Source organism: Herbidospora sp. NBRC 101105 (assembly GCF_030269205.1).
In the GTDB taxonomy this organism is placed as follows: Bacteria; Actinomycetota; Actinomycetes; order Streptosporangiales; family Streptosporangiaceae; genus Herbidospora; species Herbidospora solisilvae.
The window spans coordinates 176,072-189,348 of record NZ_BSSX01000010.1 but is presented as its reverse complement, the minus strand read 5'-3'; the positions used below and the strand labels follow the sequence as shown (position 1 = coordinate 189,348).

Here is a 13,277-nt window from a genome sequence, read left to right as displayed (position 1 = left end):
TTGTGCGTCTCCTTAAGCAGCGAACGCCGCGCCGAAGAAACGCCCGGTTGTCGATTCGAATTACCCCGTACGTTTCGGCAGCCCCCGGTAGACCTCGACATTCCAACGCACGACCGGCGGGAACACAAGAAAGACGACCTTGTTCAACCACGGCATCGCCGCAGTTGAACAGGGCCGGAGGAGGTCACTCGCTGCGGAGCACCGAGGCGGTCGGCATCGCCGCCGCCCGGACGGAGGGCGGCCACGCGCCCACGACGGCCAGCAGCGCGCCGGCGGCCGCCAGCGGCACCAGCAGCGGCCAGGAGTAGACGTCGATCCACGAGCGGGCCATCCCGCTGCCGAGCAGGCCGCCGGTGTAGTCGACCACCGCGTGGTGCGCCAGCACGCCAAGCGGCACGCCGGCGACGCCCCCGGCGAGGCCGAGGGAGGCCATCGAGACCAGCATCATCAGCACGACCTGGCCCGGCGCCATCCCGATCGCCTTCAGCACGCCCAGGTCCCGGCTGCGCTCGCGGGTGCTGAGCACGACGCTGTTGACCACCCCGATCGCGGCGGCCACGCAGATGACCACGGAGAAGACCAGGAAGAGGGTGCTCAGCACGGCGCCGTTGCCCAGGTCGGGGGCGCTGATCCTGGCCCGCATCCCGGGCGGCATGACGGCGTTGGCCCGCGCGACGTAGGCGGCCGGGTCGAGGCCGGGGTCGACGATCACCGAGACCGCGGCCGACATGGAGAGCAGGCCGGGCTGGGGGAAGGTGGCGGCGTCGAGCATCAGCCGGTCGATGTCGGGGTGGGCGAACGAGCCGACGATCCGCACCTTGGTCTCCGTGCCGCCCGCCGACAGGACGAGCTCGTCGCCGACGTCGAGCCCGTGGAGCCGGAGGAACCCCTCGGCGGGCACCACCTCGCCGGGAGCGGCGAACCACCGCCCGCGTACGAGGTTGTCACCCAGGAACGGGCCGTAGTCACCGAGATAGCCCTCGACGGTCATCTGCGACGGCAGGCCGGGGATCGTCGCGGTCAGGTTGCCCTGGCTCATCACGGCGGCGGTGCCGGGCAGTGACCGCGCGAACGCGGTCACCTCCTCCTGGCCGGGGCGGCTCTCCTCGGGCACGCCCGGGTCGACGCCGACCTTCACCGAGGTGTGCCCCTCGGTGTCGGCCAGCCCGATCCGCATCACCGTCTGGTGGAGGCCCAGGCCCATCGTCACCGCGGTCACCCCGAGGCAGAGCCCCGCGAGCGTGAGCGCGGTCCGGGCCGGCCGGGCGAACGGCAGGCTGAGCCCGAGCGCGACCGGCGCGGGCAACCGGGTGCGGGCCAGCCGGCGCTGGGGGCCGCGTCCCCGTCCGGCGCGCGAGACGGTCCCGGCGCTGATCGCCTGCACGGCCGGGAGCCGCCCGGCCCGCGACGCCGGGACCAGCGCGGCGAGCGCGACCAGGGCGAGCACGCCCGCCCCCGCCGCCACGGCCAGGAGGGCGGAGATCCCCCCGGCCGAGGGAAGCTGGAAGCTCCCGGCCAGCCCGGCGGCGGTCCGCGCGGCGACGACCCCGCCCGCGACCACGCCCACCAGACAGCCGGCCGCCGCCGGGACGGCCACCATCAGCACGTAGCCGGAGGTGACCTGGCCCGGGGTGAACCCGAGCGACTTCATCACGCCGATGTGCCGGAAGCCGGCGACCACCGCGCCGCTGACCACGTTGCCGACGATGAACACCGACACGGCCACGGCCAGCAGCCCGAAGACCCCGACGAACGGGATCATCTCCTGGAACCGCTCCTGGAACGCCTGCCGGGTGGCGATGTAGGACTCGTTGCCCGTCATCGGCAGCCCGGCCGTCGCCTGGGCCAGACTCCACTGCACCTCGGGTGAGTCGACGGCCCGCTCGAACCGGTACAGCATCTGGTACGCCTCGGGCCGCACGGTGTCGAACTGCGCGGGCGTCACCCATCCGCCGACCCCGCCGGTCGCCGACGTGGCGAACCCGACGACGGTCAGCTCGGGCAGCCCCGGCGAGCTCAGCACCGCCCCGAGCCCGAGCCCGGCCGACGGGGAGCCGCTGAGCACGACCTCCCCCGGCGCGCTCGCCCAGCGTCCGGCGGTCACGCTGAGCCGGTCGACGGGACCACCGGGGTCCTGCCGCCCCGCCACGACGAGGCTGAAGGCGCGGCCCGGCCCGCCGACCCCGGGGAACGTGGCGACCGGGAACGGCCCGGCCGCGGCCGTGACGCCCGGCGCGGTCGCCGTCGCGGCCAGCTGTCCGGCGCTCACCTCGGCCGGGTCGAAACGCGCGGTCGCGTGGGCGCCCGCGGCCCGCTCGAACGCGTCGTCGAAGAGGGAGCCGGCCCGGGTCACCAGGCCGAGGCCGAAGATGAGGGTGGTGGTGGCCAGTGCGACGACCAGGGCGATGCTGACCGTCTGGAGGCGGCGGCGCCGCACGCCCGCGCGCGCGACCGTCCAGACGGCGCTCAGCGGGCGTGCCACGACCGGCCCCTGTCGAGCTCGGTCTGGCCGACGATGCGGCCGTCCATGAAGTCGACCTGCCGGGTCGCGCACCGGGTGACCAGCCACTGGTCGTGGGTGACCAGGAGCAGGGTCTGGCCGGTGCGGTTGAGGTCGAGCAGCAGGTCCATGATCTGCTCGCCGGTCCGGCTGTCGACCGCGCCGGTCGGCTCGTCGGCCATGAGCAGGGCGGGCCGGTTCATCAGAGCGCGGGCCACGCCGACCCGCTGACGTTCGCCGCCGCTCAGCGTCGCCGGGTAGGCGTCGCGCCGGTCGGCGATGCCGAGCCCGTCGAGCAGTTCCAGCGCGCGGGCCCGGGCGCCGCGCGCGGGCACGCCGACGAGCCGCGCCGCCAGCGCGACGTTCTCCAGCACCGGCAGGTCGTCGAGCAGGTTGAAGAACTGGAAGACGATCCCGATGTGCCGGCGGCGGAACCGCGCGAGCGCCGCCTCGCCCATGGCGGTCAGGTCCTCGCCGTTGACCACGACCGAGCCGGACGTGGGCCGGTCGAGGCCCGCCACCATGTTGAGCAGCGTCGACTTGCCGCTGCCCGACGGCCCGACGACCGCGACCGCCTCGCCGGGGGAGATCTCCAGAGTCACGTCGTGCAGGGCGGCGACGCCGCCGTAGACCTTGCGGACCGCGTCGAGCCGGATCACCGCTCCCTCGCCTTCGTTCATGCTCCCACCATGGTCGCCGGAAGGTTGCATCCGAGTGACCGTCCGCGTTAACCCTGTCCTTATCCGGCGCGCTCCCCCCACCGTGGAAAGAGGACTCATCATGCCGCTGGCCTGGGTCGCCTCCTATCCCAGATCGGGCAACACCTGGACGCGCATATTGCTGGCGAGTTACCTGAGGGACGCGGCCATCAGTTTCAAGGTCGCCGAACTGGGCGTGCTCGACGAGGCGGTCACCGACCTGATCGACGTCTTCGAGCACGGCCGGGCCCTCCCCCTCGACCGGCCCGGCACCCTGGCGGTGAAGACCCACTTCCTGCCCGGCGCCGACGTCCACCGCCCCTACCGGGACGCGGTCGGCAAGGTGCTCTACCTGATCCGCGACCCGCGCGACGTGCTGCACAGCGCCGAACGGTTCCTGCGGGTCGGCCCCGGCCACCGCGAGGCGTTCGCCCACCACTTCGTCGCCCATCGGGGCGCGCGGGCGTGGGAGAAGGTCGGCTACGGCTCCTGGCCGGCCAGCGTCCTGGAGTGGACCTCGCCCGACCGGCTGCACCGCCACTTCCCCGGCGCCGAGATCAGCGTCGTCCGCTACGAGGACCTCAGACGCGACCCCGTCGCGGTGCTGCGCGAGATGATCGTCTTCCTGGGGTTCGACGACGACCCCGACCCCGGGCGGGTCGAGCGGGCCGTCGCCAACTCGCGCCTCGACGTGCTGCGCGGTGTCGAGAAGAAGGACGACACGCGCGGCGCCCCGGCCGAGCCGTTCTTCGGTGACGGCCTGACCAGGCGCAGCCTCGCGGGCTACGGCCCCGGCGTCGAACAGGCCTACGCCCGCCTGCTCGACGGCGACGCCGAGTTCGCCGGCCTGGCCCGCGACCACGGATACGCCTCATGAGCCCGCTCGCCTGGATCACGTCGTGCCGCCAGTCGGGCTCGGCCACCGCCCACCTGCTGCTCGTCGGCTACCTGTTCGACGCGCCGCCGCACGAGGTCTCCCAGGAGGCGGCGCTGGCCGCGGCCCCCGACCTCTTCCAGCTCTGCAACTGGGGCCGGACGGTGCCGCTCGACGAGCGCCGCCCCCACGTGGTGCGCACCTACGCCCTGCCCGGCGAGGAGATCATCGCGCCCTACCGCGAGGCGACCGGCAAGGTCGTCTACGTGGTGCGCGATCCGCGGTCCCTGATCTCGGCCATCGTGCACGGCGGACGGGTGAAGCCCGGCGACCGGGCCAGGACGGCCGTCGAACTGGTCGGCGCCCTCGGCGCGATCCCCGGCTTCGGCCCGTCGAGGGCCACTTGGGAGGACCACGTCGCCGAGTGGACGACGCCCGAACGGGCCCGCGCCCACTTCCCCGGCCTGAGCGAGATCTGCGTGGTCCGCTACGAGGACCTGACCGGCGATCCGGCCGCGGCCCTGCGCCGTCTCGTCGCCTTCCTCGGCACGATGGGCCCGGTCGACGACGACCGGATCAAGCGGACCCTGGCCGCCTGGACGCCCGACGCCGTCAGGGAGGCCCCGATCTCCTCGCCCCTCCCGGGCATCGAGGCGTTCCGGGACCCCCGTCCCCGTCCGGGGAAGGCGCCGGACGAGCCGCCGCCGCTGGCGGAGATCAGCCCCGAGGCCGAGGAGGCCTACCGGCGGCGGATCGCCGGCGACGCCGCGTTCGCGGCGCTGGTGAAGCGGTTCGGCTACCTGCCCTGAGGGGTCTAAACGGTCGCGAGCGCCTCGGTGGGGGTGAGGCGCGCCGCCCGTCTGGCCGGGTAGAGGCCGGCGACGGCGCCGATGGCCACCGAGGCGAGCGCGCCGCCCGCGATGGCCTGGACCGGCAGCTCCAGCGGCCAGCCCTTGAACGCGGCGTACCCGAAGCAGATGACCAGGCCGATGCCGACCCCGGCCGCGCCGCCGAGCGCCGACAGCGTGACCGCCTCGGTGAAGAACTGCATGCGGATCTGCCCCCGGGTCGCCCCGAGCGAGCGGCGCAGGCCGATCTCCTGGCGGCGCTCCAGCACCGAGATCACCATGATGTTGGCGATGCCGACCCCGCCCGCCACCAGCGCCACCGCGCCCAGGCCGAAGAACAGGGCGTTGAAGGCGTTGTTGGCCGCGGCCTCGGCGGTCAGCGCGTCGGACGGGCGGCTGACCTTGACCTCTTCGGGGTGTGCCGGGTTGACCGTGTGGCTGAGCCGGTCGCGGACGTACTGGACGGACTCGTTGCTGGAGCGTTCGTACAGGGTGGTGGCGTAGCCGTCGAAGCCGAGCTGGCGGGCGTAGTCCCAGCCGATCAGCGCCGAGCGGTCGATCTCGGGCGCGAGCTTCACCGCGTCGAGGATGCCGACCACCATGAACCAGCGCCCGGCGATGTAGACGTGGCCGCCCGCCTCGCCGATGCCGAGCCAGTTCGCCGCGCTGGCGCCCAGGACGACGGTCGGATAGCGGCCGGTGGCCTCGTTGAGGAACGTGCCCGACTTCACCGTGCCGCCCAGCGCGCCCAGTAGGTCGGTACGGGCGGCCTGCACCGCCACCCCGCTGGTGTTGGACGACGGGATCTTGTCGGTGCGCCGGACGGTGGCGTCGTCGACCAGGCCGACCGCCGTGACGCCCTCGACGCCGGGGATCCGGGCCACCATGCTCTCGGCCTCGGCGGGCAGCCGGGCCTCCTCGCCGAGCAGGGTGGTGCCGGCCTCGACGGTCAGCATGTTGGTGCCGAGCTGCCGGATCTCCTCCATGAGCCCGGCCATGCTGATCGTGCTGATGCCGACCAGGCCGACCATCGACGCGACGCCGATGGCGATGCCCAGCGCCGACAACACGGCCCGCGTCATCCGGCCGCGCAGCCCTTCGAGGCCGACCGCCACCAGGTCGCCGCCGCGCAGCCGGACCGGCTCGGGAAGAGTGATCATGCCGGGACCCCCGTCTCCACTCCGCGCACGTCGGCCTGGATCCGGCCGTCGCGAACCTCCAGCCGCCGCGGCAGGGCGGCGGCGACCTCCATGTCGTGGGTGATGACCACGATGGCGGTGCCGTCGCGGTTGAGCTCGGCCAGGAGTTCGAGCACCCCGGCGCCCGAGACCGAGTCGAGGTTGCCCGTGGGCTCGTCGGCCAGCAGCAGCGGCGGGTCGCTCACCACGGCCCGCGCGATGGCGACCCGCTGCTTCTCGCCGCCGGACATCTGGTTGGGCCGGTGGTCGAGACGGTGGCCGAGGCCGACCCGCTCCAACGCCACGCGGGCCCGCTCGCGGCGGTGCCGCGGGGCGACGCCGTGGTAGAGCAGGCCGGTGGCCACGTTGTCGACGGCCGACAGGTAGGGGGTGAGGAAGAACTGCTGGAAGACGAACCCGATCCAGCGCGCCCGCACGGCCGCCAGCTGCCTGTCGGCGAGCTTGGCGACGTCGTGGCCCTGGATCAGGACCCGGCCGGTGGTCGGCCGGTCGAGCGTCCCCATCAGGTTGAGCAGGCTCGACTTGCCCGACCCGGACGGCCCGACGATCGCCGCCAGCTCCCCCGGCCCGATGGTGAGCGAGACGTCGCGGACCGCCTGCACCCCGCCGGGGTAGTTCTTGGTGACGTGCTCCACCTCGATGACCGGTGTCGGGCTCATGTGCGGGCCACCTCGACGTTCATCCCCGGCTCCAGGTCGCCCTTGACCTCGACCTTGTCGCCGTCGAAGATGCCGAGCTCGACCGGGACCGAGCGGACCGCCCCCGAGGCGTCCCTGACGTTCACCGAGTAGGCGCCCTCGCCCGAGGCGAGCAGGGCGTTGACCGGCACGACCAGCACGTCTTCGTGGACGGTGCTGGAGAAGCCGACCGTGGCGGGGGCGCTGTCGAGACGCCCGGCGCTGCTCGCCTTGTCGAGCGTGATGGACACCGGGATCGTCGCGTTCTCGGTGCCCTCGCCGGTCTGCGACTTGGCGTTGGTGGTACCGGCGGTGGCGACGGTCCCGATCGAGGTGATGTGGCCCTTGGTGGCCTTGCCGCCGGGCAGCGTGACCCTGACCTCGGCGCCCTTCTTGGCCAGCCCCTGGTCGTTGACCGGCAGGTCGACGGTGACCGTGCGGCCCAGGCCGCTCGCGGTCAGGACGGTGCCGCCGGCGTCGCCGCCCAGCAGGCCCTTCACGTCGGTGACCCGGATCGCGCCGGGCTGCACCACCGCCGTGTCGAGCGTGAAGACGCCGGTCTCCGGGAGGTTCACGTCGTCCTGCCAGGCCTTGACCGCCTGGGCGGTGGCCCAGGTGAAGGTGCGGTCGACGGTGACGTACTTCCCGTAGCCGAGCGCTTCGAGGTTGCGCTCCAGCTGGAGCACGTCGCGGCCGGTGCGGCCCTGCTGGAGGTCCCGCCAGAACGGCGTCGCGCCGTAGAACAGCGGGACGGTGACCCCGTCCTTGCCGTAGACGCGGTCGCCGCGCCTGATCACGTCGCCGGCCTCGGGCAACCAGGTGATGCGGCCCTTGGCGCCCAGGACGGTGTAGGTACCGGCGTAGCCGAGCGTGCCGTCGACCTCCCGCACGTTGACCATGTCGGTGCGCTCCACCGGGACCGTCGGCAGCGTCGAGACCACTGCGGGCGGGGGTTCGGCGCGGTTCTGCAGCGCGTAGACGGCGGCGGCCGCGCCGACCACCAGGACGACGGCTCCACCCATGAGCACACGCCGGCGGCCCCGGCGGTGCCGCGACGGGGCCTCCCCGGGTGGCGCCGGGGCCGTCCGCGCCGCCGATGCCCCGATCTCGGAATCCAGCATCATCGGCTCCCTCCGTTTGAACGAACTCCTGCCATCCGAACTCTGGCCTCCGGGCGGTTTCCCCCCGGTGACCGCAAGCGTTAACCACCGCCTTATGCGCGCGGCGGGGACACGCGAAGCCCCCGCGCGGGCGTGCCGCGCGGGGGCCGGGACGGGCCGTCAGACCTTGTCGAAGAACTCCACGATCGCCTGGTTGACCTGGTCGGGCCGCTCCAGGTGGCCGAGGTGCCCGGCCCCGGGGATCTCGACCAGGTCGCAGTCGGGGATGAGGTCGGCCACCTCGGCGCCGAAGTGGGGCGGCGTGACGACGTCGTCGGCGAAGGCGATGACCCGGCAGGGCGCCGTGATCCGCCCCAGCACCGCGCGGCGGTCCTGGTCGGTGTCGATCCACTCCTGGCCGGAGGCGCCCGGCCCGCCGCCGCTCAGCTCGAAGACCTCCAGCCACGACGCCACGGCGTGGTCGTCGTTCAGCGTGCGGGGGGAGAGCATGGTGAGCACCGAGTGAAGCGCCCGGTACTCCGGCGGCAGCGTGACCCCGTCGCGCCGGAGGCTCAGCTCGGCCGCCGTCTGGGCCCGGCGCAGCATGTCCGACCGGGCCCGGGTGGCCATGAGCACGGCCGAGTGGACGAGATGGGGCGCCCCGGCGGCCAGTTCCTGCGCCACCATGGCACCCAGCGACGTGCCGACGATCCGGCACGGCGCCAGGCCGAGCGCCTCGATCAGGCCCCGCGTGTCGGCGACCATGTCGGCCAGGGTGTAGCGGCCGGGCGGGGCGTCCGACGGCGGGATGCCGCGGTTGTCGAAGGTGACGGTGGCGTAGCCCGCCGCCCGCAGGGCGGGGGTCTGGTGCATGTCCCACTGGGTGCTGGACGCGCCGGACCCCATGACGAGCAGGACGGTGTCGCCCTGTCCCGACCGCTGGAACGACAGCCGGATCCCGTTGGCGCGGACGAAAGGCATGCTCTCCTACCAGGTCCACTCACGGATGTTGAGCAGATGCTCGGCGGCCACGTCGTGCTCCTTGCACCAGGTCATGAACTCCTCGATCTGCTTGATCTGGTAGGTGTCGGGCGTGTACGTGGTCGCCATGACGTGGCCCTGCCAGCTCTCCTCCCCCATGGCGTAGACGTAGGCCTCGCGGGAGCCGAGTTCGGTCATGATGGCGGCGGCCTGCTCGGCGTTGGAGCCCGACAGCTTGCGCGAGTCGCTCATCTTCTTGGTCACCGGCCGGGTCAGCAGGCCCTGGTAGAGCCAGGTCAGCGGGGCGCCGTCGCACTCCATGCCGAGGAAGGCGATGTCGACCTCGCCCAGGTGGGAGCGGATGTACCGGTAGAGCGGCGGGGCGATGCCCGAGGAGTCGGCGCCGATGAACACCGACTTCCCGGCGAGCTGGACCAGGTAGGTCGACTTGGCCCGGATGTCGAGGTCGGAGTGTTCCCCGAGGAACGGCGTCGCGACGACCTTGGCCCCGCCGGGCAGCGGGATCTCGTCGAAGTCGTCGACCTCGATCACGGTGAAGCCCATCGACCGCAGGTAGAGACCGATCGAGGGGTCGCACAGGTTGCCCCGCGACGAACGCGGCACCACGACCGCGCCGGTGCGCGAGCGCAGCTGGAGCAGCGTCTCCAGGACGATGTGGTCCTGGTGGCCATGGGTGATCAGCACCAGGTCGATGCGGTCGGGCAGGTCGTCGAGGGTGTAGCGGTCGCCGTGGCGGTTGTCGGCGCTGATGAACGGGTCGGCGACGACGGCCGCCTCGGGCGTCTGGAGCACCAGGCAGGCGTGACCGTAGTAGCGGATGCGGCCGCCGCCCTCGATGTGGCGGTCGGGCGACAGGCTCGGCCGGGTGTCGAGCAGGCCGCGCATCAGGGCGGCCTGGGCGTCGTCGAGGTCGAACAGCTCACGCAGGCGGGCCAGGGTGGTGCCCTCGATCCGGGCGCGGAACAGCTCGTCGAGTCCCGGGTGGTCGAAGGCGATCGGCAGCTCCAGCACGCCGGGCATCGGCAGGCGCGGGGTGCTGAGGATGAACGGCCGCTCGACGCCGTCCTCCAGCGACAGCTGCACCGACTGGCGGCGGCGGTCGAAGGCCGGGCTGTGGTAGAGCAGCGGCTCCATGACGTGGAGCGAGGCCTGGTTGCTCGTGTCGTAGGCGAGCTCGACCAGTCCGTGCAGCGACGGGTGGAGCTTCGGGTAGAGCGGGGTCAGGTCGAAGCCGGTCGCGTTCTGCCGCAGCAGTTCGTCGGCGTCCTGGATCGCGACGGCGAAGGTGAGCATGTCGGCCCGGTCGCGCTTGATCGTGTCGAGCAGGTCACCGATCTCGGTGGCCCGCGACTCCTCGACGTTGACGAAGTAGCCGCCCCGGAGGGCGGGGTTGGTGCTGGCGGCGATGTGCACCTGCGGGGAGTGGAGATAGGACTCCAGCAGTGGCACCTGCACGTTCGCCAGGTTCATCGCCGCCTGGGCCGGCGCCACGATGTGCATCCAGGCGTAGAACCGGTCGACCAGCGGTTCGATGATCGCGTTCGAGCGGAGAAAGAGACGCTCGCTGCTGTCGGGCATTCTGACCTCTCCCATTCTGGAATAAGCGATAACGCATCACGGCGCCGGGCGGCGCGTCAACGAAAGGTGTTCAACCGCCGCACGGCCGCGGTTGAACACCGACGCCGAAATCTTGAACGGCCTCGCGGCGCGTGCGATGGTGGATCCCGCTGCGACGCGAATAGCGCATCGCCTTTTTCGCCGACAAGTGAGGACGGTCCGGTGCCGAATCCGTTCGAAGATCCCGACGCGAGTTATCTGGTCCTGGTGAACGACGAGAACCAGCATTCCCTCTGGCCGGTTTTCATCGACGTGCCCGACGGCTGGACCACCGTTTTCGGGGAGGCGTCGCGGGACGAGTGTCTCGAATACATCGAGAAGTCGTGGACCGACATGAGGCCGAAGAGCCTCATCGAGTCGATGAAACAGAAATAGCGACCGAGCCCGTTGTTCCCGGCCGGCGGCCATCTGGCCGCCGGCTTTCTCCATTTCCCCGGCAGCGAAGGGACGACCGCGATGAACGGCGACTGGCGCCCCCACGAGATCACCGTCGAGGAGACGGGCACGCCCGACCTGGTCGGGTGGCTCGACGACCTCGGCCCCGACAAGCTCACCACCCTGCTCACCGAGCGCCGGGGCCTGGTCTTCCGCGGCTTCGGCGTGACCCCCGGCTCGGTCGGCGCGGTGTTCGACCGGCTGGTGCCCGATCGGCTCGCGTACGTGCACGGGAACTCCCCGCGCACGCGCGTCGGCGGGAACGTCTACACCTCGACCGAGTATCCGCGGCAGTACACGATCTCCATGCACAACGAGCTCAGCTACGCCCACCGCTGGCCCACCCGGCTGGCGTTCTACTGCGAGAAGGCGGCCGAGCGCGGCGGCGCGACCCCGGTCGTCGACGGGGAGCGGTGGCTGGCCTCGCTGGACCCGCAGGTCAGGCAGGCGTTCGCGGGCGGGGTCCGCTACGTGCAGAACCTCCACGACGGGTTCGGCTTCGGCAAGAGCTGGCAGGACACCTTCGAGACGGCCGACCGGGGCGTGGTCGAGGACTTCCTCCGCGAGTCGGGGGCCGAGTGGGAGTGGGGCCCCGACGGGCTGCGGGTGGTGCAGCTCCGCCCGGCGACCACGCGCCACCCGGTGACGGGCGCCGAGGTCTGGTTCAACCAGGCCGACCAGTGGCACCCGGCCGGCCTCGGCGACGAGACCTCGGCGGAGCTGTACGACATCCTCCCGGCCGAGGAGTTCCCCCAGTACGTGACCTTCGCCGACGGCACGCCGGTGCCGGACGCCCACGTCGAGCAGATCCAGGAGCGCGGGCTGGCCGCCGCCGTGGACGTCGACTGGCGCGACGGCGACGTGCTGCTCATCGACAACGTGCTGCTGGCGCACGGGCGGCGGCCGTTCGAGGGCACCCGCCGGGTGCTGGTGGCGATGTCGGGGGTGCCGTCCTAGACGGCCCGGGAGCCCGAGCCGTCGTCGACGCCGAAGGCCTGGGCGCGCAGCCGTTCCTCGGCGGTGTGCTCGATCCGGGACATCGCCGTGCGCAGGATCGGCGGGGCCATCAGCGAGGTCGCGATCGCCACCAGCACGATGATCGTGTACATCTCGGGCCCGAGCACGCCGAGCCGCAGCCCCACCATCGCGATGATCACCTCGATGACGCCGCGGGCGTTCATGCCGGCGCCGAGCGCGAGCCCCTCCCAGTGGTTCAGCCTGCTGAGGCGGGCCCCCAGGTAGGCGCCGGCGAACTTCCCGACGACGGCGACGGCGAGCACCCCGAGCCCGGTGAGCAGCACGACCGGGTCGGCGAGCGCGGTGAGGTCCATCCGCAGCCCGGCGGTGGCGAAGAAGACCGGCGCCAGCACCGCGGCCACCATGGTCTGGAGCGGGGCGATGCGCTCCCGGTCGAGCGCGTCCGACCTGCTGATCACGATGCCGGCCACGAACGCGCCGAACACCGCCTCCAGGCCCATCGCGTGGGTGGCGGCGGCCGCCAGCAGCGTCATCAGCACGACGACGGTGACGAGCGTCCCGTTCCCCGGCGACCGCTGCGCGGCCCGCAGCAGAGCGGCGACGGGCCGGCGGGCCAGCCCGGCGCCGAGCAGGACCACCGTCAGCCAGACGACCGGCAGCACGACGTCGCCCGCGCCCACGCCGGTCGTGGCCATGGCCGCGACCACCGACAGCAACATCCAGCCGACGATGTCGTCGACCATGACCGCGCAGAGGATGAGCTGGCCCACGTTGCGGTGCAGCAACTTCATGTCCATCAGCGTCCGGGCGATCACCGGGATCGCGCTGACCCCCATCGCGACCCCCATGAACAGCGCGAACGTGGGCCGGTCGGCGGTGTCGGGGACGAGCGAGCCGGGCAGCGCCAGACCGAGTCCCACCCCCGCCGCCAGCGGCACCGCGATCCCGGCCACCGAGATCCGCAGCGCGTCGCCGCCGCGCCGCCGCACCAGCCCGAAGTCCATGTGCACGCCGGTCAGCGTGATGAGCAGCAACACGCCGAACTGGCCGACGGCGTCCAGCATGTACTGCTGGCCGGGGTCGCGCGGCAGCAGCCACTCGCTGACGGCCGGGGCGACGTGCAGCAGCACCGAGGGCCCCACGAGCACGCCGGCGCACAGTTCCCCCACAAGGGGCGGCAGCCCGACCCGCCGGGCGAGGCGGCCCAGCACGAACGCGAGCAGCAGCAGTCCGCCGACCTGGAGGAGGAATAACAGAAGCTGGTGGGCGGGAATTGGCGGTATCGGCGCCGTCGGCATGGTCACCATTCCATGGAAAAGGGCCGCGCATTTGGCGGGCGAAGGAAGTGG

General features: G+C 72.5%; 12 protein-coding genes. 4 read left to right on the top strand and 8 right to left on the bottom strand.

Features of this window, described 5'->3' with window-relative positions; genetic code table 11:
• Positions 1 to 184 precede the first annotated feature (184 nt).
• Together QSK34_RS35650 and QSK34_RS35645 are read right to left on the bottom strand one after the other, a co-directional pair.
• Entirely contained in the window at positions 185 to 2,482 is a 2,298-nt protein-coding gene (locus QSK34_RS35650; RefSeq protein WP_285590945.1) for an ABC transporter permease, read from the bottom strand.
• Entirely contained in the window at positions 2,467 to 3,180 is a 714-nt protein-coding gene (locus QSK34_RS35645; RefSeq protein ID WP_030455527.1) for an ABC transporter ATP-binding protein, read from the bottom strand. Before QSK34_RS35645 ends, QSK34_RS35650 begins: the two co-directional genes overlap by 16 nt.
• 100 nt (positions 3,181 to 3,280) lie before the next feature.
• Between QSK34_RS35645 and QSK34_RS35640 the strand changes: the two genes are divergently transcribed.
• Together QSK34_RS35640 and QSK34_RS35635 are read left to right on the top strand one after the other, a co-directional pair.
• Positions 3,281 to 4,075 (top strand): sulfotransferase domain-containing protein, encoded by a 795-nt coding sequence (locus QSK34_RS35640; RefSeq protein ID WP_285590943.1) that lies wholly within the window; start codon positions 3,281 to 3,283, stop codon positions 4,073 to 4,075.
• On the top strand, positions 4,072 to 4,881 hold the full coding sequence (locus QSK34_RS35635) for a sulfotransferase domain-containing protein (RefSeq protein ID WP_285590942.1): 810 nt from the start codon (positions 4,072 to 4,074) through the stop codon (positions 4,879 to 4,881). The genes QSK34_RS35640 and QSK34_RS35635 overlap by 4 nt, the downstream gene beginning before the upstream one ends.
• 5 nt (positions 4,882 to 4,886) lie before the next feature.
• On the opposite strand, the gene QSK34_RS35630 is transcribed toward QSK34_RS35635, so the two are convergent.
• From QSK34_RS35630 to QSK34_RS35610, 5 genes are all read right to left on the bottom strand, one after another.
• On the bottom strand, positions 4,887 to 6,080 hold the full coding sequence (locus QSK34_RS35630) for an ABC transporter permease (RefSeq protein ID WP_161483869.1): 1,194 nt from the start codon (positions 6,078 to 6,080) through the stop codon (positions 4,887 to 4,889).
• The gene (locus QSK34_RS35625) at positions 6,077 to 6,778 is read right to left on the bottom strand and encodes an ABC transporter ATP-binding protein (protein ID WP_161483868.1); all 702 of its coding nucleotides are present in this window, start codon (positions 6,776 to 6,778) and stop codon (positions 6,077 to 6,079) included. Before QSK34_RS35625 ends, QSK34_RS35630 begins: the two co-directional genes overlap by 4 nt.
• Complete coding sequence (locus QSK34_RS35620) at positions 6,775 to 7,920, bottom strand: peptidoglycan-binding protein (RefSeq protein WP_285590939.1); 1,146 nt, start codon at positions 7,918 to 7,920, stop codon at positions 6,775 to 6,777. The genes QSK34_RS35625 and QSK34_RS35620 overlap by 4 nt, the downstream gene beginning before the upstream one ends.
• 156 nt (positions 7,921 to 8,076) lie before the next feature.
• A complete protein-coding gene (locus QSK34_RS35615; protein WP_285590937.1) occupies positions 8,077 to 8,877 on the bottom strand; it encodes an alpha/beta fold hydrolase in 801 nt (266 codons plus the stop codon).
• A 6-nt stretch (positions 8,878 to 8,883) separates the two neighbouring features.
• Positions 8,884 to 10,476, bottom strand: a complete 1,593-nt coding sequence (locus tag QSK34_RS35610; protein WP_285590935.1) for an MBL fold metallo-hydrolase — start codon at positions 10,474 to 10,476, stop codon at positions 8,884 to 8,886.
• A 201-nt stretch (positions 10,477 to 10,677) separates the two neighbouring features.
• Here QSK34_RS35610 and QSK34_RS35605 point away from each other — a divergent pair, with 201 nt between their 5' ends.
• A complete protein-coding gene (locus QSK34_RS35605) occupies positions 10,678 to 10,890 on the top strand; it encodes an MbtH family protein (RefSeq protein WP_030455519.1) in 213 nt (70 codons plus the stop codon).
• Positions 10,891 to 10,971: 81 nt separating this feature from the next.
• Positions 10,972 to 11,907 carry a TauD/TfdA family dioxygenase gene (locus tag QSK34_RS35600; protein WP_285590933.1) on the top strand — a complete coding sequence of 312 codons (936 nt, stop codon included), beginning with the start codon at positions 10,972 to 10,974 and terminating at the stop codon, positions 11,905 to 11,907.
• On the opposite strand, the gene QSK34_RS35595 is transcribed toward QSK34_RS35600, so the two are convergent.
• Entirely contained in the window at positions 11,904 to 13,226 is a 1,323-nt protein-coding gene (locus QSK34_RS35595) for a cation:proton antiporter (protein ID WP_285590932.1), read from the bottom strand. The two genes, QSK34_RS35600 and QSK34_RS35595, sit on opposite strands and share 4 nt — an antisense overlap.
• Positions 13,227 to 13,277 lie beyond the last annotated feature (51 nt).